The sequence below is a fragment of the Sphingobacterium sp. BN32 genome (assembly GCF_030503615.1).
Taxonomy (GTDB): domain Bacteria; phylum Bacteroidota; class Bacteroidia; order Sphingobacteriales; family Sphingobacteriaceae; genus Sphingobacterium.
Map to the genome: position 1 here is coordinate 963,282 of NZ_CP129963.1, position 22,501 is coordinate 985,782.

The 22,501-nt window shown below is 42.9% G+C and carries 12 protein-coding genes; 10 read left to right on the forward strand and 2 right to left on the reverse strand.

What is annotated here, in order from left to right:
- Positions 1 to 114 precede the first annotated feature (114 nt).
- From QYC40_RS04055 to QYC40_RS04080, 6 genes are all read left to right on the forward strand, one after another.
- A complete protein-coding gene (locus tag QYC40_RS04055; RefSeq protein ID WP_301992533.1) occupies positions 115 to 3,243 on the forward strand; it encodes a TonB-dependent receptor in 3,129 nt (1,042 codons plus the stop codon).
- Positions 3,244 to 3,254: 11 nt separating this feature from the next.
- Positions 3,255 to 4,913, forward strand: coding sequence for a RagB/SusD family nutrient uptake outer membrane protein (locus tag QYC40_RS04060; protein WP_301992535.1), 1,659 nt, complete (start codon positions 3,255 to 3,257; stop codon positions 4,911 to 4,913).
- A 1-nt stretch (position 4,914) separates the two neighbouring features.
- A complete protein-coding gene (locus QYC40_RS04065) occupies positions 4,915 to 5,454 on the forward strand; it encodes a hypothetical protein (RefSeq protein ID WP_301992536.1) in 540 nt (179 codons plus the stop codon).
- A gap of 124 nt (positions 5,455 to 5,578) precedes the next feature.
- Positions 5,579 to 9,793 carry a hybrid sensor histidine kinase/response regulator transcription factor gene (locus QYC40_RS04070; RefSeq protein ID WP_301992538.1) on the forward strand — a complete coding sequence of 1,405 codons (4,215 nt, stop codon included), beginning with the start codon at positions 5,579 to 5,581 and terminating at the stop codon, positions 9,791 to 9,793.
- Between the two features lie 198 nt (positions 9,794 to 9,991).
- Positions 9,992 to 10,390, forward strand: a complete 399-nt coding sequence (locus tag QYC40_RS04075; RefSeq protein ID WP_301990012.1) for a transposase — start codon at positions 9,992 to 9,994, stop codon at positions 10,388 to 10,390.
- Positions 10,391 to 10,425: 35 nt separating this feature from the next.
- A complete protein-coding gene (locus QYC40_RS04080) occupies positions 10,426 to 11,235 on the forward strand; it encodes an IS3 family transposase (protein ID WP_301990011.1) in 810 nt (269 codons plus the stop codon).
- Positions 11,236 to 11,552: 317 nt separating this feature from the next.
- Here the strand turns inward: QYC40_RS04080 and QYC40_RS04085 are convergent, their stop codons facing one another.
- Together QYC40_RS04085 and QYC40_RS04090 are read right to left on the reverse strand one after the other, a co-directional pair.
- Positions 11,553 to 12,710 (reverse strand): exo-alpha-sialidase, encoded by a 1,158-nt coding sequence (locus QYC40_RS04085; RefSeq protein ID WP_301992540.1) that lies wholly within the window; start codon positions 12,708 to 12,710, stop codon positions 11,553 to 11,555.
- A gap of 10 nt (positions 12,711 to 12,720) precedes the next feature.
- Positions 12,721 to 13,950 (reverse strand): ROK family transcriptional regulator, encoded by a 1,230-nt coding sequence (locus QYC40_RS04090; RefSeq protein WP_301992541.1) that lies wholly within the window; start codon positions 13,948 to 13,950, stop codon positions 12,721 to 12,723.
- 257 nt (positions 13,951 to 14,207) lie between these two features.
- On the opposite strand from QYC40_RS04090, the gene QYC40_RS04095 reads away from it, so the two are divergent.
- The 4 genes from QYC40_RS04095 to QYC40_RS04110 all read left to right on the forward strand — a co-directional run bounded on the left by QYC40_RS04095 (position 14,208) and on the right by QYC40_RS04110 (position 22,482).
- Positions 14,208 to 15,503, forward strand: a complete 1,296-nt coding sequence (locus QYC40_RS04095; RefSeq protein ID WP_301992542.1) for an MFS transporter — start codon at positions 14,208 to 14,210, stop codon at positions 15,501 to 15,503.
- Between the two features lie 183 nt (positions 15,504 to 15,686).
- Positions 15,687 to 17,549, forward strand: coding sequence for an FAD-dependent oxidoreductase (locus QYC40_RS04100; RefSeq protein WP_301992543.1), 1,863 nt, complete (start codon positions 15,687 to 15,689; stop codon positions 17,547 to 17,549).
- 19 nt (positions 17,550 to 17,568) lie between these two features.
- Positions 17,569 to 20,778: a TonB-dependent receptor gene (locus QYC40_RS04105; protein WP_301992544.1), complete on the forward strand. Its 3,210-nt coding sequence runs from the start codon at positions 17,569 to 17,571 to the stop codon at positions 20,776 to 20,778.
- A 9-nt stretch (positions 20,779 to 20,787) separates the two neighbouring features.
- Positions 20,788 to 22,482 carry a RagB/SusD family nutrient uptake outer membrane protein gene (locus QYC40_RS04110; RefSeq protein WP_301992546.1) on the forward strand — a complete coding sequence of 565 codons (1,695 nt, stop codon included), beginning with the start codon at positions 20,788 to 20,790 and terminating at the stop codon, positions 22,480 to 22,482.
- The last annotated feature ends 19 nt before the right edge of the window (positions 22,483 to 22,501 follow it).

A 22,501-nucleotide genomic window follows, 5' to 3' on the forward strand; every position in this document is an offset into this window, starting at 1 on the left:
ATTTCTACCCCTCTTTGAGCAATTTCTACCCCTCATAAATATTAACCAATCAAGACATTTGTCTTACCGGGTCTGCTCGGGAACTTATTTTATCCAAATTAAAACCTATCAGTTATGATGAGATCATGCATCCACCTCAGTAGGAGCTGCTGTATCATAATTGGACTTATTTTTCTTGTTCAATTATCATATGCGCAAGCTCTGCGAACTATTCAAGGAGTGGTACGTCTGCAAGACGGAACTGCTGCTGCCAATGTCAGTGTATCCATTAAAAACAGTCAACAAGGAACTTCAACAAACGAAGCTGGGGAGTTTCGTTTGCAAGCCTCGAATGCCGCTGTTTTACAGTTCAGGCTTCTTGGTTATCAAACTCAGGAGGTCACTGTCGGAACACAGTCTTCCATCAATGTTGTCTTAGTTGAGAATCAAGAGAACCTCGATGAGGTTGTCGTGGTGGGCTATGGCACACAAAAGAAAGTTAATTTAAGCGGTGCGGTGAGCCAAGTTGCCGGGGAAGAGCTTGTCGACCGTCCGAATGTAAACCTTACGTCCGCCTTGCAGGGCGTATTGCCGGGAGTCGCCGTAACACGCAGTAGCGGTAATCCGGGGGATGAAGGTAGTGGTATCCGCGTTCGTGGATTTAGCTCCGCGAATAGTATGTCGGCATTGGTATTAGTCGATGGTATCGAGATGGATCTGAACTTAATCAATCCGGATGATGTAGAGTCTATCTCCGTCCTTAAAGATGCTTCAGCATCGGCAATCTATGGGGCAAGAGCCGCAGGAGGCGTTATCTTAGTGACGACGAAGAAAGGAAAAGCGGGCAAGCCCGTAGTGAATTACAACAACTACTATGGTATTAACATCGCAGCTCGTCGTCCGGAGCGTTTAGACTCCTGGGATGAGCAATTATTGATCGACGAGGCACGATTAAATGCAACGGGAAATCCAGAGTTCACGGAGGAGCAGCGCGAATGGTTGATGAATCCGAACTTCTCTTACAGACCTAACCCAACACAGGATCGCTGGGAGTTTTTCGGAAATAATAACTGGATTAAGGAGGGGATGAATAAGTACAGCGATATGCATAATCACAACCTGTCCCTAGGCGGGGGTGGCGAAAAAGTAACATATAATGTTTCCGGAGGATACTATAATCGTAGCGGTGTGCTACGCTATGGTCCCGACGATAACTCACGTTATACCCTTCGCACCAACCTCTCGGCGGAAGTAAACAAATACGTGCAATTAGATATCGCCGCAAATTATGTAGGATCTGAAGTTAATCAGAATGCTTATGGAACGCAGCAGATTATCAACAGAATGTACAGAAGTAGAACGCGCCAAAGCCTGTATGTTCCAGCAGAAGATATTACAGGGCAGCCGTTCAATGGCGACTTGCAGATCAACCCGATCGACATCCAGCAAAACGGAGGGCTCTACAGACGTCTTTACGAATCTTTTACGGGCAGAGCCAATTTAAAGATCAAGAATATTGTAGAGGGGCTTACCGTCGATATTATAGGTTCTAGAAACCAAGACTATTACAATATGCAGCGTGATCGTCGGACCATTATTTGGTATGGCCGTACGACAAACACCATCCGTTCTAAAGTAAACGACCCGAACTCGACAGAGCGCGCTAAAAACAGAGGCTTCCTAAACAATCTGCAGGCGGTAGCAACCTATAACTTCAAGGTTGCGGAAGATCATAATTTTACCCTGCTGGGCGGTACGTCCTTCGAGGAATATCGCAAGGATGAATTAATCGCCGGTGCGCAGTCATTGATCACCAATGATTTCTATAGCTTAAACTATGGTAATCCAGCGACAAAGACCAATGGCGATGAAATCCAGACATGGGCTATGGGATCTTACTTCGGTCGTTTGAACTATAACTACAAAGAGCGCTATCTATTAGAAGCATCATTTCGATATGACGGTAGTTCGCGATTAGCGCCAGAGAACCGTTGGGAAATGTTTCCTTCTTTCTCGGCAGCATGGCGACTAGATCAGGAAGAATTCATGAAAGGTCAAACCTTCTTCGACTTGTTGAAGATCAGAGGATCTTGGGGGCAATTGGGTAATGGCGCTTCCCTAGGATTGTACGATTATATCCCCTTGTTGTCTTCAGGTTTGCGCGAAAGTGCTAATGACAACCCTTATCTCGTGTTCAATGATGTTCGCGAGCAATACTTATTCCAGAAGCAGTTAGCATCTCCACAAAAGACCTGGGAGGTAGTGCAACAAAGCAACATCGGTCTAGACCTAGCGATCCTTAAGAATCGCCTTTCCTTTACGGGAGACTACTACGTTAAGCGCAATAAGAATATGCTGGCGGCATTGAACTTACCATCTATTATTGGAATAGATGTACCATTTTTCAACGTGGGTGAGTTAAAGAGCTGGGGATGGGAATTTGATGTAAAGTGGAAAGATAAAATCAACGAGTTCCGATATTCCGTAGGATTCAATCTATCAGATAATCAGAACGAACTGGTGCGCTTCGATGGTCGAAACATCATCAACGAAGGTGTTGTTGATTTATTGGAAGGATATCCAATGAACACCGTATGGGGTTATAAAACAGATGGTTATTTCCAAACCAAAGAAGAATATGATGCTTATAAACAACAAGTGAGCACGCCTTTCTTCCCGAACAATGCTGGTGCAGGAGATGTGAAATACTTGGATGTGAATGGCGATGGCGTTATTTCCGCGGGCGAAGGGACACCAAATAGTCCTGGAGACTTAGTAAACTATGGCACTTCAAACGGCCGTTACTTCTACGGCTTCAATATGGGCTTCCAATACAAAGGATTTGACTTCAGTGCCATGCTACAAGGAGTTGCCAAGCGCGTGTTTGTGATCTCTACAGAAACCTTATCACCGATGTTAGGTACTGCTGATCTGCCATGGACTATACATATGGACCGTTGGTCGCCGGAGAACCCGGATGCCACTTTCCCTCGCATGTACCAAACCAGCTCGCATAACTACCGCCCGTCTGATAAATGGATCCAAAACGGTGCGTACCTACGATTGAAAAATATTCAATTAGGCTATACATTGCCATTAAAGACAGAGGCAATCCGCAAGTTGAGAGTATTCTTCTCCGGACAAGATCTATGGGAAACCACGAAAGTAATGGAGGTCTTCGACCCGGAGGTTCCTAACAACGTAGGAGCGACCACCTATCCGTTTTTCCGTACCGTTTCTTTTGGCCTTAATCTGACCCTATAATCTCCTGTCACATGAAAGCATTAAATTCTATTATAACCCATTTCGCTCTTGCTGCAGCCTTAAGTATGACTGCCAGCTGTAGCTTAGACCGATTCCCGGAAACCACATTCTCCGACCAGGAGTTTTGGAATACCGAATCTGATTTAAAATTTGCCGCAAACCGCCTATACCAACAATTGGAAGGCTTTGAGCTGGATAATCGTGGCGATGACAATGTTAACCAAACGGTCAACCTGATCAGTAATGGTGCATGGAGCATCCCCAGCACCAGTTCGGATTGGTCACAGCCCTATGAAATGATATTCACGGCAAACAATATCCTGATCAAAGGCGAGAAGGCGGGTGTAGCCGAGGGAATTAAGAACAGATACTTTGCGGAAGCAAAGTTCTTCCGTGCATATGCCTATTTCCAACTGCTTCAGCGCTATGGCGATGTTCCATTCTTAACGAAGACGCTAGACTTTAATTCGCCCGAATTGAACATGGCAAGAACCCCTAAAGCAGAAATTGCAAAACAGCTTTATCTGGATCTCGATTATGCAAAAGACTGGCTTCCGACCGCAAAGTCTATTCCGGCTGCCGACTACGGCCGCGTGAGCAAGAGTGCTGCACAAGCACTAAAGGCACGCATAGGTCTGTTTCTAGGTACTTATGCCAAGTACCATGGCGGATCTGATGCACAGACCCATTTACAGCAAGCCGTTGATGGAGCTAGCTATGTCATGGGGCAGGGACATCAACTGTTCTCAGACTACGCTAAATTATTCAATCAAGAAGGTGAAGGACCGGCGAACAGCGAGAATATCTTAGTAAAAATCTACGGTGTCAATGCATCCAATGTTATCTTAGCCCACAACTACTCGCGCGATTTAGAAAATGGTCGCGTGGCGGTAACCCGTAACCTCATTCGCCAGTATCTCTATACCGATGGTCTGCCAGCCTATAACGAGCGGAATGAACTCCGACCTGTAAGATCTACCTTCTACATTGCTGAAGGTGCTGAGCCAAGCTATAATGCGGTTCTCGATAACCGTGACCCACGTCTTGGATTGACGGTATTTCGTAACGGAGAGCAGGCCTACAAGGGGCCTTGGGTGCCAACGACAACCTTGGGCGCTAGAACTGCTTATGCTACCAAAAAGGGATTCAATATACCAGATTGGCAAACCTCTGGTTCTGGAACGACTGATAGAATCCTGATTCGCTATGCTGAAGTGTTATTAACCTATGCCGAAGCAAAATACGAACTGAACGGATCCATCTCAGACGATGATTTAGACAAGAGTATCAATCTATTGCGCAAAAGAGTAGGGATGAACGTGAAACTTTCCAATGCATTTGCAGCAGCCAATCAATTGAGCATGCTTGAGGAAATCCGACGGGAAAGAAATGTCGAGTTAGCACTTGAGGGCTTTCGTTATCCCGATTTGATTCGTTGGAAGCTGGCAGAAAACGCATTGACGCAAAATATCCTCGGCGCAAAATACAACGCTACAGATTGGGTTGGAGCAGATATCAAGAATTTGAACTTAAATGCCGACCAGATTCTGATCGTTGAGGATAAAAGCACGCGTAGATTTAACCCCGCAAAAGATTATCTATACCCGGTTCCATTGAATGAGATTTCGTTAAGTGGCGGTGCAGTAGTTCAAAACCCTAATTGGAAATAACATGAAAAAGAAAATCAATCATATCAGAAATAAGGCTGCGCAAGTGTTGCTATTTTTCCTGGCGATGACAAGTCTGTTTGCTTGTAAAGAGGATCGGGAAGTATTGGCGGGTTTGCCAGAATATGAACATCATTACTACATCGTTTACATGCCGAACAATAACTCGGCGGTAACCGTTAAGCGTTCGCAGACGGCTTTACTCGAACTTCCTGTTCAATTTTACTCCGAATTTGAACGTAATTACGATGCTGTTGCGCAATATGTAGTCAGTGTAGAGGGAATCAATAACCCGGCGGAATTGGGGAAAGACTTTGAAGTTGTAGATGCCTCGGGAAACAAGATTAGTCCGATAGCCGGCAAATATCAAATGGTATTTCCCGGCGCGAAGAAAGCACAGGCTAAGATTTACATCAAATTACTAAATAACACGGCTGCTACCGGACGTCGTTCCGTTGCGATTAATCTTGTTGATAATATTCAAGAGCAATTCCGGGTCGATGTTTTCTCTACCGCGTTCAAACGTACTGTTAATATAGATTAATGGTTTTAATAGGTTAAAGCTGTACCAACCCGAGCAATTGGGTTGGTACTATTTGTTTTAGGATAAACGTAAATTTGAATATTCGCACGAAAATTCCTATTATGTTGTACCAAATAAGCCTAGTATGAGACGGATTCTGTGTTCCCTGGTATTCTTTTGTTCCTTGCTATCACTGTCGTATGCGCAGGATGCTCGCTTTTTCCACTTGTCTACCAAGGACGGATTATCGCAGAGTACGGTTTTTTCCATCCTTCAAGACCATCAGGACTTCATTTGGATCGGTACCCGCGACGGTCTTAATCGTTACGATGCCAATAAATTTAGAATCTACAGAACGGCCCTATCGGATAGCAGCTCGCTGTCGGATAGTTACATAACCAGTCTTTTCGAGGACTCCAAAAAGCGGCTGTGGGTCGGTACAGCCATCGGGCTGAATCTATATTTTAGAGATACCGACGATTTCAAACGCATAGCCATCGGCAGCAATCCTTCGGTCGAACCTCTTATTTATGCCGTTACAGAGGATAAGAAGGGCTATATCTGGGTCAGTAGTAATCAGGGCTTGTATCGAATTCATATGACAGCGGATGATATCAGAGTACAACTGGCTTTCAATGGTCGAAATATCAGTAATCAATCCTTTCCCAACAACGCCGGAAATATACAGCAACTTTATCAGGATCAGCAGAACAGACTTTGGGTAAGTACGAACGGCGGACTTTATGTATTCTCGGCGGGCGGACAAACCGGCTTAAATAAACTCATCTACAGCTTTCAACGTAAAGCAGGGCAGCTTAACAATGAGGAAGTACGCTTTGTGTATGAGATGAAACCGGGGGTATTCTGGATTGGCACAAAAGAGGGCGGAATAAACGTTTTCCATGAGGCATCGAAATCATTTTCTTATTTAACGACTAAAAGTCCCTTAAATGAGGGGGCAACATTGAGCAGCAACGATGTCCGCAGCCTAATAAAAGATAAAAGAGGCGGCTATTGGATAGGCACGATCAATGGTTTGAATTATTACGAGGAAGGTAAGGGCTTCAAAAACTATCTCAAGAAGGAAAACGACATGAGTTCGCTCGCCGATAATTCGATTAGGCCTATTTTTCAAGACCGCAGAGGTTCGATCTGGATAGGAACCTATTATGGCGGAATCAGTGTTTATGATCGCGACCTGCCGATCTTCCAGCATTACAGCAAGGATGGCCGCCCCGCGAGTCTTTCCTATAATGTAGTCAGTGGAATAGTGCAAGATAAGCAGGGTGGCTATTGGATAGGTACGGAAGGCGGAGGACTGGATTATATGAATCCGGAGAAAAAGGTTATCCGGCATTATAGCCATCAGCAGAACCAAGCGTCTTCTTTGAGCAATAATCATGTAAAGCATATTTTTATCGATAGCAAAGCCAACGTATGGATTGGAACCTATTCCGGCGGATTGAACATTCTTAAGCCTGATCAGCAGGGATTTGAACATATTAGGCATGATCCCAACGATGCGAGCTCACTTTCCAGTAATAATGTCTACAGCATTAAGGAGGACCATCAAGGTCACCTTTGGATAGGCACTTACGGAGGGGGATTGAATCTGAAGAAAGCAGGAACAACAGGCTATTACGAGCAATATATGCCCGGTAAGCGCGCGCCCTACAATCTCTCATCAGAAATGGTACGTACCGTCTTCATCGATTCGAGAAAGAATGTCTGGGCCGGCACCGAGAATGGACTGAATGTGAAGTGGGCAGGTAAAGAGGCTTTTGATGTTTTCTTCCCAAAGGTAGGAGATATACATTCCATAAGTGGCTCCATTATCCTCAGTATTTTTGAGGACAGTAAAGGAAGGTTATGGATCGGAACTTCCAAAGAAGGCTTAAACTTGTTTGACTATGAGAAGAAGCAGTTTAAACGCTATTCGCAGAAAGATGGATTGCCGGGAAATAATATTGTCGGTATTTTGGAGGATGCCAATAAACTATGGATAAGCACCAACAACGGTATCTGCTCCTTCAATCCGGAGAAGGGAGAGTTTGCTCCATTCAATATGAAGGACGGATTGTTGGGTAATGAATTCTCCATCGGGGCAGCGTTTAAAAGCAGTGATGGTGAGATACTATTCGGAGGGACACATGGTATTACCTCGTTTTATCCTCGCCAAATCGGGAGCAGCGGATATCGTCCGAAAGTGACCTTCACGGATCTTAGAATTCATAATCAACCCATCGATCCGCAACCCGGGACATTGTTGCCAATCCAGTTGGCGGTGAACCCTAAACTTGAATTGCCCCACAACAAGAATACTTTCAGTATCGACTTTGCCACGTTAAACTACGTTACACCGGAGAAGAATAAATATGCATACAAGCTCGAGGGATTAGAGGAGGACTGGAATTATGTCGATATCCCTACAGCAACATACACCAACCTATCGCCTGGAAAGTATACGCTGTTGATCAAAGGGGCGAGCAACGATGCAGTGTGGTCGCAAGAAATAAATAGATTGGAGTTGACTATTTTACCACCTTGGTGGTTAACCTGGTGGGCAATCAGCATTTATGTATTATTGGGCTTAGCCGTATTTTACATCATCATACGGTTTGTCAAATCCAAAAGTGAGCTGAAATATCAATTGGAGCTCGTCAATCTGGAAACCGCGCACGAAAAGAAAGTCGCAGAAATGAAGGCGAACTTCTTTACGAATGTATCACATGAATTGCGGACGCCGCTGATGCTAATTCTAAGCCCCCTACAACAGATATTGTCCAACACTGCGGACAATGATAGCAATAAGCCGACGCTGCGTGTGATGAAGAAAAATGCACAGCGCTTATTGCTGCTTGTAAATGAGCTGTTGGATGTTAGAAAAAGCGAATTAGGATTACTAAAATTAAAAGTTGCTCAATATGATCTGCATGCGGTTATTCTTGATGTGCTCGAATCCTTTAAAAATGATTTTGAAAGCAAGAAAATAAGCGTTCAATTGGAGGTTGAGGACGAATTACCGAATGTTTGGATGGATATCAATCAGATGGAGAAAGTCTGTTTCAATATACTTGCCAACGCATTGAGGTTTACACCGGAGGGCGGCGAGATCAAATTATCCCTGTCGCAAATCGAAGCGCAGGATAGATATCCGGAGGGGATGCTGCAACTTTGTGTTAGAGATTCCGGACCAGGCATTCCGAAGCATGAATTGGAGACGGTATTTGAATTTTTCTATCAAGGCGATCAAAACCTATACAGCAAGAAATATAGCAGCGGGATCGGCCTCTCTCTGGCAAAAGATATTGTATTGCTGCATCAGGGAGAAATCTTTGTAGAAAGTCAAAGCGAAGAAGACGGACAACCCTCGTTCAGCAGTTTTTATATCTGTATTCCACTAGGAAATGCTCATTTAAAAGCAGAGGAAATGTTGCAGGATATTCCTCAGAACCAATCCTCGCCAAACAAAGAGCTAACCAATACAATGGCACAAACTGCCACTTTGCAAGCCGACGAAGTGAGCGAGATTGCTGAGCATATTCCGTTAAAGGAAAGGAAAATGGTGCTCTTGGTAGACGACAATGAAGAAATACTACAGTTTCTTTATCGGCAATTAAACAAGAACTATCAGGTGTTATTGGCGAGAGATGGCGAGCAAGCATGGAGGCAGGTCTCGGAAAATTTACCTGATCTCGTTATATCCGATGTCATGATGCCAAACGTCGATGGTATCAGTCTTGCAAAAATGATGAAATCGAACGCGACGACATCGCATATTCCTGTAATTCTACTCACGGCGCTTTCGTCAAGCGAGGATATGAAAACAGGAATGCACGCCGGCTCCGATGATTACCTCACCAAGCCCGTAAACATTGAAATTCTGGCGCTGAAAATTCAGAACATACTCTTCACACAGCAGAGCTTCAGGAAACACTTCGTCAAAGAATATCTATTAAAAGATAAAAAGGAGGAAGAGGAAACTGCGAACGAAGAAGTGAGTTTCCTCAATAAACTCGTCAGCTTTATCGAAGAACATCTAGCCGAAGAAGAACTCAATGTAATGCAGCTCGCCAATCAGATTGGAATGAGCAGACCCGTGCTCTACAGAAAGGTGAAACAGCTGACCGGCCTCAGCATCATCGAAATGATCAATGCCGTTAGACTTCGAACCGCCAGCACACTGCTCGGAAATAAAGACCTCAGTATTGCTGAAGTAGCGTATTCGGTAGGTTTCTCCGACCCCAAATGGTTCAGTAAGACCTTCAAAGCTTTTTACGGAGTTACTCCCTCACAGTTTATTAATCTGGAAGTGGAGGAGAAAGTGAAGTTAATGAATGCGAGTAAATTGGTTAAGTAGTAGTTAGTATTAGACATAAGATATAAGATTTTAGACATTAGACCGTTTTGTCTAAGATGGGAAAGGAAGGAAAGTTTGTTTTTTGGTGTAAACAAGAAGGGGAACGTAGTGTTAAAAATAAGCTTAAGATGCAGCCTAGAAAGGAACGCTATAGTTGTCCATCCCTGAAATAGGTTGACCACAAAATGGAGGTACTAAATGCAAACAAATTTGCGGTTAATCAGGAAATCACGGGTTTATTCTGATGATTTTAAGCGGGAAATAGTTTCCCTATTTGAGAGTGGGAAGTTGAGTGTTCTACAGTTAGAGCGGCTTTATGGAATAAGTAATCCCACGATCTATAATTGGATCTATAAATTTTCTAACTTTAATGAGAAAGGACAACGTATAATGGAGATGAAATCAAGTAGCACCCACAAAGTAAAAGCCATGGAACAGCGTATCCGTGAACTGGAGCGGATGATCGGCCAGAAGCAGATCAAGATCGATTTCTTGGAGAAGATGATCGACATCGCTGGAGAGGATCTTAAGGTCGATATCAGAAAAAATTTCAACACCCCACCATCGGATGGTTCCGGGAACACGCAGGAAAAATAGATTATTCCCTCAATCAGCTTTATAGAACCGTTGGTATGAGCAAACAGGCGGTGCATCAGCGCGCTGTTCGCCATTCCCGTTATCAGGTTCAATTCGCTGAGCTGATCGAAAAAGCGGATAAAGTGCGTAAGGAACATCCCGGTTGTGGGGTGGAAAAACTGTATTATATGCTCCGTCCGGATTTTGTGGGGAGAGATCGTTTCATAGAGACCATGATGTCTTTAGGATATCGATTGAAGGTCAAGAAGAACTATCGCAGGACGACTCGCGGGCTTTCCACAGCCTACCCTAATCTGATCAATGGCTTGGTTGTAGGGACTCCCAATCAGGTTTGGCAATCGGACATCACCTACTTCTACGTGGGCGATAGGTTCTACTATGGAGTGTTCATTATCGACGTTTACACCAAAAAGATCGTTGGATATCAAGTATCCAATCATATGCAGTCAACAGCTAATCTTAAGGCACTACGAATGGCCCTTAAGAATAACGGGGCACCCCAATATCATCATTCAGACCGAGGTGCCCAATATCATGCGACAGCTTATCTGCAGCTGTTGAAAGAGAATAATTGCAGGGTGAGCATGGGCAAGAGTGCCCAGGACAATGCATACGCTGAGCGGATCAATGGAACCATCAAGAATGAGTATCTGGATTATTGGAAGCCCAAGACGTTCGAAAGCTTAAAAAAAATGGTCAATAGAGCTGTCAAACAGTACAATAAACGAAGACTGCACAACTCATTACATAGGATGTCGCCAGAGAGTTTCGAAGAAAAGTGGTTTAGGGAGATATTGTCTCCTAAACCACTAATAACTATATTTGATCAAGTTGATAAATTGTAAAAACGGTCAACACTATTCAGGGACAGACAAGTGTCTAAAATCTAATGTCTAACGTCTAATATCTAACCCCGATACATTAAATAGTATCCATTCCCCATTCACACCCATACCATAGCCCTTCCAGAGCGGGTTTGATACGGTTATGAAAGGGTTATGAAAGGGGTTTAAAAGGGTTTTAAGTTGAACGAGACTTATTCCTTTTTTGATTCAAAGCAATAGCTGATACCAATTAGATTCTCACGAATGCAGAAAAAAGAACAGCAGATATGCCTGGCAAATCTGCTGTTATCAAGATCTTGAATTATAGCGTGGAAAGTTTATTTAATATTTTCTTTCACGAAGACAATCTCTTTGTAGTTATTCTTTTCGAAGAGTATTCCGAGTTGATTTTTGTTGATCAGTACAAGATCTGAGTAGGCGGAATAATCGCCTTTCATATCTTCTGGCGCTTTGGCGACGATTTTGTTGAAATACCAAGTTTTACCCTTGTCTTTGGATAGTCTGAGGGTTAGGTTATTGCGTCGGGTTTGATCGGCGGCATTGAGATGGGCGAGGATAAAGTTCTTACCTTTTTTCCAGGAAAGTACGGATGCTTGATTGATAGGGTCGGGCAGGATGGGGTCAGCGACTGAGGAAGTCCATGTTTTTCCGCCGTCTATCGATCGCGATACGATACGCAACTTTGGATTGAGTTGTTGATTCCTGGAACTCATATAGACTTCGTTTTCATCGACCTGCGCGGCCATAGACTCATTCGTTCCGGCATAGGGCACATTTTCACTGAGTTGATATGTTTTTCCATGATCATCGGAGTAGAAGGCATGCGCATTCCAATCTTTCCCTTGCGGATCTGGTGCTCCGGCACTGTGATTTGCCGCGATATATAGGCGTCCCTTATTCGGACCGCTAACGAATTGGAAAGCGTGTCCGGGTGTATTAGCGTAAGTTCGCCAATCTTCCTTAAAGTTATATGCAGGGTTGATTTCGGGTTGTTTCGGGCGATGTGTAGAAGCCGTGATATTGATTGCTTCCGACCATGATTTTCCGCCATCGATGGAACTGATGTACCAGTTTTCTCTTAGCCCTTTTCCTTTTCGTACTTCACCCTCATGGTTGTTCCCCGTATTATAGAAAAGGAAGATTCGGCCATTCTTAAAATTCGGATCTAATAGATCGACCACAGCAGCAGGATTGCCGGCCTGCAGATTTTCATAATCTACAATTACTTGCAAGGCGCCCCAGGTTTTACCTTGATCTTTACTGATTTTACAAACGATATCGACGTTTCCATAATCGCCGGCATGGTCAACGCGTCCTTCGGCTATAGCCATCAAGTCGCCGTTCTTATTTTTTACGATGGCAGGAATTCGATAGCTGGCATATCCATCTTCGCCAGATTTGAATACAGTTGTTTCTTGGGCTATACTGCCAACATAGCAGGCTAGTGCAAGTAAGCTGAGGTAGATTTTTTTCATAGGAGGAAGGCTACTCTGTTATTTCCAACAATCGGTCGCGCAATAATAAGCAGGCACCATAGGCTGCTAATTTTTCGCCGTTGGAAGACAGAGTGATTTTTGTATCTCTGTTTACGATTGAAAGTGAATATTTGTTGATGGCATTCTTCACCGGCAGGCTCAAATATTCGCCCGACTTAGCAAGGGAGCCACCGATAATAATCAATTCCGGATTGAAAATATTGATCAGCGAAGCGATTCCACGACCTAATTTATCGCCAATATAGTTTATAGATTCAATCGCGAGGTTATCATCTTTTTTAGCAGCGAGAATAATGTCATTCAGTCGGATATCCTGTATATCGCTAAATTTCTTGGTTAGCGTGCTTGTTGCTCCTGCATTGATTTCTTCAATTATTTTCGTGCGCAGCGCACGGCCGGAAGCTTCAGTTTCTAAACATCCTTTTTTACCGCACTTACAGATGATTTCATTATCAAAGATCGGAATATGACCAAACTCGCCGGAGAATCCGGATTTGCCGTAGTATAGTTGTCCGTTGATCATAATCCCTAGACCAATTCCGTTATCAATATTGATGTAAAGGGCATCTTTCTCAGTGCCCAATATTCCGCTGGAAAATTCGGCATAGGACAATGCTTTGGTATCATTTTCCAGGTAAGATGGAATGCCCAATTCCTTTTCGAAGTAAGTTGACAAAGGATCTTCGTAGAAATTGAAGTAACTATAGGAATAACCTGTTCTATAGTTGATTCGACCGGATAAGTTGATACCAACACCCAGAATATGCTCTTTGTTGACGGATTGCTTATCGATAAACTCAGTGATATTAGCACAGATCACCTGCAAAGATTCTTCGTTGTTTTCCAGTTGGAAGGGGATATCCTCTTTTTTAGCGACCAGATCTTTCTTCAAATTGATCATGGCAATACTGAGGTTTTCCGTTCCAACCTGCACACCAATAAAATATGCCGCGTTAGCAACTAAGCCATAAGAGTTTGGTTTTCTACCCACGCTTGCTGATGTCTTGCCGTAGTCTTTGACCAACTGATCGTTGATGAGTTCTGTGACGCACTCATTTATCTTGGGGATGCTGACATTGAATTCTTTGCTCAATTCAGCAATGGTTGCGGTTTCATTCTGTGCGAAATAAGACAATATCTGCTTTTTAAGCCTAATGTTTTTATAGGCTACACCCGAATTGGCGCCGAGCTGCCTTTCGTTTAGAAAATTTAAGGTCATGATAATTTACCTATCTGTTATTAAGGGGTAATTGTATTATACTGCGATATTAGTAAAAATATTGATATTATTAAATAATTTTAAAAACAAGTTTTAGGTTTTAATATTTTTTTAATATAATTGGACGATTTTATGAACAATGGGCATAAAACATCTACCCATGAAAATCATTAGATAAAGGTAGCGTATTATTGGCGCTATCTTTATTAATGATGGCTTAATATACCAAAAATATCGAAAACCTTAATTATACTACCGTGAAAGAACAAACCAACAACAAAGTAGCGCATCCATTGACCTGGATTCCATCAACCTGGTTCGCTATGGGGCTGCCTTTTGTTGCCTTATCGACAGCCGCTACCTTGATGTATAAAAACCTAGGGGTTTCAGATGCTAAAATTGCTTTTTGGACCTCCTTGATCATGATGCCATGGACGTTAAAGCCGCTTTGGGGGCCTTTTTTAGAGCTTTACAAGACCAAGAAATTTTTTGTTTTTGTAACACAGATCTTGACGGGATTGTTGTTCGGTTTGGTAGGAATCTCCTTGCAATTAGATGCTTTCTTCAGTGTGTCAATCGGGATATTAGCCATTATCGCTATTAGCGGTGCAACCCATGATACAGCTGCTGATGGAGTCTATCTAAATGAGCTCAGTGCAACGCTGCAGGCGAAGTACGTAGGGTGGCAAGGCGCGTTTTATAATATTGCCAAAGTGTTTTCAGGGGGCGCGTTAGTGTATCTTGCAGGACAACTGGAGAAAAATATCGGTGTTGTGAATGCCTGGATGATTGTCATGTTTGCCTATGGATTGATTATGATTCTGTTGGGGATTTATAATATGCGTGCTATTCCTTCCGGACAGCCGGCTGCTCAAACAAGCTCATTAAAGGAAGGTTTTTCAACGTTAAAAGACGTGATTATTTCATTCTTTCAGAAGAAATATATCTGGTTTAGTTTAGCATTCATCGTATTCTATCGTTTTGCTGAGGGACAGGCGATTAAGATTATCCCCTTATTTTTCAAAGCCTCACGCGAGGAGGGAGGTTTGGGTTTAAGTACCTCGGAGATAGGCTTGTTGTATGGGGTTTTCGGCGCGATAGCATTTGTTTTAGGATCTATTCTGGCTGGAAATTATGTCGCAAAGAATGGACTGAATAGAAAGACCTTATTAGTGCTTTGTGCATTTTTCAACATCCCATTTGCAGCTTATGCATTCTTGGCGATCGCGATGCCAACGAATCTTTACCTCATCGCTGGAGCGGTTATCGTCGAATATTTTGGATACGGGTTCGGGTTTGTAGGCCTGATATTATTTATGATGCAAAATATCGCTCCGGGAAAATATAAGATGGCTCACTACGCTTTTGGAAGTGGTTTAATGAATTTAGGCTTTATGATTCCATCGATGATTAGTGGTTATTTGAGTGATCATCTAGGGTATAAAGAGTTTTTTATCTGGGTATTAATTGCAACGATTCCGGCATTTATCGTCAGTTGGTTAGTGCCGCTACGCAAGCCAGATGATAACGAAAGCTTAGAATCTGATCAATAGTTGTCTCGCTATCTATTTGTATAAAATATATTAATGACCAGTATGTTTTTAAAATAATTTAAAAATATATTGGTCATTATTGTTTTTATTTATAATTTAGTTCCATAATAGAACCTATTATATGATCTACCTAATTATGAGGGCTTCGATTTAATCCCGCATAGTTAAGACAACAAACCCTATATGAAGAAGATTTACTTACTGTGCTTTATTCTTTTCTTGTTGAGTTCCCAGCTTATTTCACAAATAAAGACTGATATCTTAATAATTGGTGGCGGTGCTAGTGGCACGATGGCTGCCATCCAAGCGGCGCGTATGGGCGTGAAGTCCGTTGTTGTTGAAGAAACAGTCTGGCTTGGTGGCATGTTGACCTCAGCGGGTGTTTCGGCTATCGATGGTAATCATAAGATGCCTTCCGGTTTGTGGGGAGAATTTAGAGAAAAGTTATATCAGCATTATGGTGGGCCAGAAGCGGTGGAAACCGGATGGGTTAGTAATACCCTTTTCGAGCCATCGATTGGTAACAAGATACTTCAAGAGATGGTCGCGAAAGAGCCAAACATTCAGGTCCTATTCGAGACACACTGGGCGAATCCACGCAAAACCGCTAACGGATGGATTATCGATCTAAAGACCAGCAATGGTAAATCGACCAAGGTAGAAGCAAAAGTTTTAGTCGATGCGACCGAGTTAGGAGATGTTATGGCGGCCTTAAAAGTTCCGTATTACTTGGGTATGGATAGCCAAAGCTTAACAAAAGAAAGCTTTGCATTGCCCGAAGGCAATGATATCGTCCAGGACTTGACTTATGTGATCACCTTGAAGGATTTCGGAAAAGGGGCTGATAAAACAATTAAAAAACCAAAAAACTACGATCCGGCTGAGTTTGCAGGATGTTGTGATGTGTCAGATCCTGCGACGCACTTGAAAGATAATAACGATTGCTATAAAATGCTTACTTACGGCGCCCTGCCGAATAATAAGTTCATGATTAACTGGCCGAAGAAGGGAAATGATATTTATCTGAATATAGTCGAAAAAAGTCCGGCTGAACGTGCTAAAATGTTGGAAGAAGCGAAGCAGATGACCTTGCGCTTCGTCTACTATATTCAAAAAGAAATCGGCTTCAAACATCTAGGCATAGCCTATGATGAATATCCAACCAAAGATGGCTTTCCAATGATTCCCTACCATCGGGAGTCCAGACGGTTGAAAGCGAAATCGTTGTTTGCGCTTCAGCATATTATGACGCCATTTGATACGGAAGAAGCATACTATAAGACGGGAATTGCGGTTGGTGATTATACGATCGACCATCATCATTACAAATATGGAAATGCGCCGGAGATCGATTTTGTTAAGATTCGCGTACCTTCTTATAATGTTCCGATGGGCTCCTTACTTCCTGCTGACTTTGACGGGTTAATCGTTTCGGAGAAAAGTATCGGTGTCAGTAATATCGTCAATGGGGCGACGCGATTGCAGCCTGTTGTATTAGGCATTGGGCAAGCATCAGGTGCCCTGGCAGCGGTTTCAGTAAAACAAGGAAAACAACCTTCGGAAGTTTCCATTAGAGATGTGCAAGCTGCGTTATTAGATCATCAGGCTTACATCATGCCGTACATTGATGTGCCATCTACTGATCCTCACTTCAAAATACTTCAAAAAATCGGTGCTACAGGCCTATTGAAAGGTGTTGGTGTGCCATACAAATGGGCTAATCAAACCTGGTTTTATCCGGAAAGTGAGGTTAGTCAGTACGAATTGATGCAGGGCCTTCGCAACTATTTTCCAGCGTTGAACAATAATTGGGACGCTTCTGGCGAGAGTCTCAACCTAAGCGGAATGCGCGCGATGCTAAATTTTGTGAACAAGGATGTTTCGGAGGATGCGCTTCGAGGTATCTTAAAGGGAGAGGGGATTGATGTCATCAACAATACTAGCAAGCTGAATAGAAGAGCCGTAGCGGTGATTTTAGATAAGGTCTTAAACCTGTTTGATCAAGAGATTGACTATGCAGGAAATTTGAAAAACAAACAATTTTAATAAACTAGTTAATTAAATTATGAATCATCTAAAAAAGAGTAAATCTTTGATTTTTAAGATGTTCTGTTTGATGTTCTTACTGATGCAAACGGCTGCTTCCTATGCGCAGTCTATTGTTCGCGGTTTGATCAAAGATGAACAGAACGCTCCGATCGCTGGGGCTACTGTGAAAGTAAAGGGTAAGAGTCAAACAGTGATGTCTGACGAACGGGGAGCTTTTGAGGTTCAAGTGGACGCATTGCCGGTTACCCTTCAAGTTCAGTTTCTTGGCTATCAGTCAAGAGAGGTGTTAATCAATAACGCATCGAACAACAACATTACCTTATCTTCTGAGGATAATGCGTTAGAAGAGGTGATGGTCGTTGCTTACGGAACGCAAAAGAAAGGGACGATGGTAGGATCCGTTGCTCAGATTAAAGGGGATGAGCTGAAGCGTACTCCAACACAAAATATTACAAATACATTGGCGGGTCGCTTGCCAGGATTAACGGCTGTACAGCAGTCAGGCCGTCCGGGAGCGGATGGTTCTTCGCTTTATGTTCGGGGTATTGGAACCTATGGTTCGAATAGAAGCCCATTAGTGATCATCGATGATGTGGAAAGACCTTCATCGACATTAGCGTATTTAGACCCTAATGAAATTGAATCGATTTCCGTATTGAAAGATGCTGTTGCAACAGCGGCCTACGGTGTGCAAGCAGCCAACGGTATTATCATCGTTAAGACTAAATCTGGTAAAGAGTCACCTGCGAAAGTATCGTATGATTTTTCTTACAGCATTGGCCAAAATACCCGCTTTCCAGAATTCCTGGATGGACCAGATTATATGACCTGGTACAATAAAGGTATTGAAGTTGATAATGATTTCTTAATTAATACAGGGCAGGCACCTGCGGCGCTGGTTTATTCGCAAGACCTAATAGATGCCGTTCGTAATGGTACAAATACCAACCCGCTATTTGGAAATACTGACTGGGTCGGCATGTTAGTAGGCAATAATTCACAATCGCAGCATCATTCAGCTACGATTTCGGGAGGAAATTCAAATACGCAATATTTTGCGGCAATTAACCATATGGATCAAGATGGGGTTGTGGATAATACGAACTTTAAACGTTATAACGTTCGTACAAACTTAAACAGCCGCTTAACAGACTATTTATCGGTTGGATTGAATGTTGGCTTGCGTAATCAAGTTACCAATACGCCGGGTATTTCTCCGGATAATACGGCTTATATGAATCCATTCTATCAAGCGGTTCGTACGTTGCCAAACTTGCCGATGTTTGCGCCGAATGGTCTGCCGACTTCGTACAACTCCAATGCGGGCTATGTGAATCCATTGGCAGCAGTGGAACGCTCAGGTTATCAAAAATATAATGGGAATGTGTTCCAAGGGCAAGCCAATGTTACCCTTCGCGTTCCGGGCGTGGAAGGATTACAGGCGAAAGTGCAAGCAGCATATGATTATTCGAATCAGGAAAGCAAAACTTGGTTAACTCCATATGAGACCATGGGACGCGGTAGAGATCAGGTTAGCGGAGATTACGTTGCCCTTTCCACTTTACCAGGTATTACAAAAAGCACATTGCGCCAGGGTTACTCTGCCAGCTATAGAAAGACGCTTCAGGCGAGTATGAACTATGATAAAGTCATTGCTACAGATCATAATCTATCCGTATTAGCACTCTACGAATTTTCCGGACAAAAAGGCAATTTGTTCTCAACAGGTGCAGCAAACTTTCCTATTGATATCATCCAGGAAATTGATTATGGCTCGAAAGATCCTTTAGACTATGTTATGCCTACAGGTTCTTCCGATGCAGAGCAAGCTCGCGCTGGTTTTGTAGCACGTGTTAACTATGCTTATAAGAGTAAATACTTGTTAGAAGCGGCTGCACGTTGGGATGCTTCAGCAAACTTTGCACCTGAGAATCGTTGGAAATCTTTTCCAGGCGTAGGTTTAGGTTGGGTTGTTTCTAACGAAGACTTTTTTGCAGACTTGAAAGGAATCAACTACTTGAAGTTGAAAACCTCGTATGGTAAATCGGGTAATGACCGCGCACAAGTAGGGACATTCCCTTATTTAGCGACATTCGTTCAAAATACAGCGCCTGTCGTTGTGATTGACGGCAAGCCGGTAACTGCTATTTACACCTCGAATATTCCGAATCCAGCATTGAAATGGGAAGAGTCGACCATGTTTAACGTAGGTTTTGAGTCATTCTTTTTCGATAACAAGCTAGGTTTCGATTTTGAATGGTTCTATCGTTATACAACCGGGATTTTAGGAAGTGTCGGTAGTTTGTATCCAGCCTCTATCGGGGGATATTTTCCAAGTTTGGCGAACATTGGCGAGATGGACAACCGCGGATTTGACGCACAGATTAAGTATAATGACACCTATGGCGACTTCCGTTTAGGGTTGACGGGTAATATTAACTGGTCGAAAAACAGATACCTAAAATATGAAGAACCGGATGGTACGCCTTCTTATTTAAGCGTGATTGGTCGTTCTGTCGGCGAAAAGACAGGTTTTGTTGTTGACGGTATGATTCAAACCTGGGAGGAAGCAAATAATGCGATGTCGCCGAGCTCAGGCATTATCGCGCCAGGTTCATTTAAGTTTAGAGACTTGAATGGTGATGGTCGCTTGACCCGTGCGGAGGATATGACTTTCATCGGTCGTTCAAACGTCCCTGAATTAACATTCGGATTGAACATCGATATGGCCTATAAAGGTTTTGATTTCTCAGCTTTATTCCAAGGCGCTGCTTTGGCGGATGTAACCCTAGCGGGAACTTATGAAGGTTCTTCTGGTACGACAGGTGTTGATGACAATACGCCATTTACGAGAACATTCTACGGTTTTGGTAACTCACCTTATTTCTTAGTAGAGAACTCCTGGACACCAGACAATCCAAATGCTGAATTTCCACGCTTAAGCTCTTATAAAGCGACAGGTATGTCGGCACATAATGCCAACAAGAACTCGGCATGGATTCGTAAAGGAGATTACTTACGCTTGAAGTCGGTGCAGTTAGGTTATACTTTGCCTAAAACATTAACGGAGAAAGCGAAGATCGAAAATGTTCGTCTGTTTGTAACAGGTTCCAATTTATTTACTTGGGATTATTTGAAATATTTAGATCCAGAGATGCCAAATGTGAACAATGGTTTCTATCCACAACAACGAATTTATTCATTTGGTCTTAACGTCACTTTTTAATCATTGATCATGAGAAATTTAAAAGTATTAAAATATAGCGCGATGGCATTGTTTTCTTCAGCATTCATTAGTTTGAATAGCTGTAGCATTGACGTCATCCCACAAGATAGATATGTCGAAGAGAATATTTGGGCGGATCCTTCGACCATCGAATTATACATCAATGGGATGTATGCGGAAGTGAAAAAGTTCCAGTTCGGTTTGTTTCCCAATTTAGGTTATGATAATGCGATGGATGCCTTAGCCGACGGGATGAAGTTTACTTCGAATACGCCGGGCAACGGTACAGTGAATATTTTGATATCCAATGCGAATCAGTTTTCACCGGCAAGTGTAGGACTGAACTATTGGGGCTCGGGATATGATCGGATTCGTCGTGTAAATGAATTTATTGGCGGTCTGAAAACCAAGTCGCAATTAAGCGAGGAAGACAAGGTAAAATATGAGGCAGAAGCACGTTTTATCAGGGCCTATGCTTATTTCTGGTTAGCGAAACTACATGGATCTGTTGTTATTTTTAATGACATACAGCAATATGCTACCAAGGATAACCCACGGTCTAGTGAAGAAGCGGTTTACGACTTTATCATTGAAGATCTAGATTTCGCGGCAGCAAATTTACCAAACAGCAATAAAAGTGGGCGTGCTGGAAAAGGAGCAGCTTATGCGCTTCAATCGCGTGTAGCTTTATTCGCAGGTTCAATCGCAAGGAACGATAAGAAGCAGTTTAATTCAGACCCTTTAACAGGGATTAATGAAGCGAAAGCGAACGCATATTTTACGAAATCTGCGCAAGCTGCACAAGCGACTATCGACCTGGGGCTGTATGAGCTAGATGCGAACTTCCAGTCTATTTTTACAAATAAGAATACGAAAGAGGCAATTCTTCGTGTTGATTTCGTTGCTCCAACAGTTACCCATCAATATGATTTAGGATATGCTCCGCCAAAAGATGCGTTGGGAAATACCTTAGTTTACGGAGTGCCTACTGCGGAATTAGTGAATGAGTTTGAGATGAAGGACGGTAGTAAGTTTTCATGGGATAACCCTGCACATGCCGCAGCACCATATGCGAATCGCGAGCCTCGTTTCTATGCGAGTATTCTTTATAATGGTGCTACTTGGAAGGGTAGAACAATTAATACAAGTATCGCCGATGTAAACGAAGGCTTTATACCATTTGGTCAACAGGGAGATCCGAAGCGTACGGTTACCGGTTACTACGCGCGAAAAATGTTGGATCCTAACAATACAACTTTTGTCGTAAATAAGAGTACCCAAAGTTGGATTGAACTTCGTTTTGCTGAGGTTTATTTGAACTTAGCGGAAGCAAAAGCGCAGCTTGGAGAATTTGCGGCTGCTTCTACGGCATTAACGACCCTGCGTGAAAAACGTGGCTTACCGGCTGCTTCGCTGCCAAATCTTTCTAAAGCCATGGAGGTAATAGAACATGAGCGTACGGTAGAATTAGCTTTTGAAGGACATCGTTTTTGGGATTTGCGTCGTTGGAGAAAAGCGCACATCCAGCTTAACGGCAAAAAGATGACAGGACATAAGCCAACACCGAATGGAACAAGCTTTACTTATGAAGTGGTACCTGCCGATGCAAGTGATCGCAGTTTCACAGGCAAGTTATACTATTTGCCAATCCCTGAGGGTGAAGTACAAGTCAATTTAGGATTAACACAAATTCAAGGTTGGTAATCTTTAACCAATAAAAATT

Coding starts and splice junctions, on each gene's coding strand:
- QYC40_RS04105 (WP_301992544.1), top strand. CDS start 17,569: ATGAATCATCTAAAAAAGAGTAAATCTTTGATTTTTAAGATGTTCTGT.
- QYC40_RS04060 (WP_301992535.1), top strand. CDS start 3,255: ATGAAAGCATTAAATTCTATTATAACCCATTTCGCTCTTGCTGCAGCC.
- QYC40_RS04090 (WP_301992541.1), bottom strand. CDS start 13,950: ATGACCTTAAATTTTCTAAACGAAAGGCAGCTCGGCGCCAATTCGGGT.
- QYC40_RS04070 (WP_301992538.1), top strand. CDS start 5,579: ATGAGACGGATTCTGTGTTCCCTGGTATTCTTTTGTTCCTTGCTATCA.
- QYC40_RS04080 (WP_301990011.1), top strand. CDS start 10,426: ATGAGCAAACAGGCGGTGCATCAGCGCGCTGTTCGCCATTCCCGTTAT.
- QYC40_RS04055 (WP_301992533.1), top strand. CDS start 115: ATGATGAGATCATGCATCCACCTCAGTAGGAGCTGCTGTATCATAATT.
- QYC40_RS04075 (WP_301990012.1), top strand. CDS start 9,992: ATGCAAACAAATTTGCGGTTAATCAGGAAATCACGGGTTTATTCTGAT.
- QYC40_RS04085 (WP_301992540.1), bottom strand. CDS start 12,710: ATGAAAAAAATCTACCTCAGCTTACTTGCACTAGCCTGCTATGTTGGC.
- QYC40_RS04065 (WP_301992536.1), top strand. CDS start 4,915: ATGAAAAAGAAAATCAATCATATCAGAAATAAGGCTGCGCAAGTGTTG.
- QYC40_RS04100 (WP_301992543.1), top strand. CDS start 15,687: ATGAAGAAGATTTACTTACTGTGCTTTATTCTTTTCTTGTTGAGTTCC.
- QYC40_RS04110 (WP_301992546.1), top strand. CDS start 20,788: ATGAGAAATTTAAAAGTATTAAAATATAGCGCGATGGCATTGTTTTCT.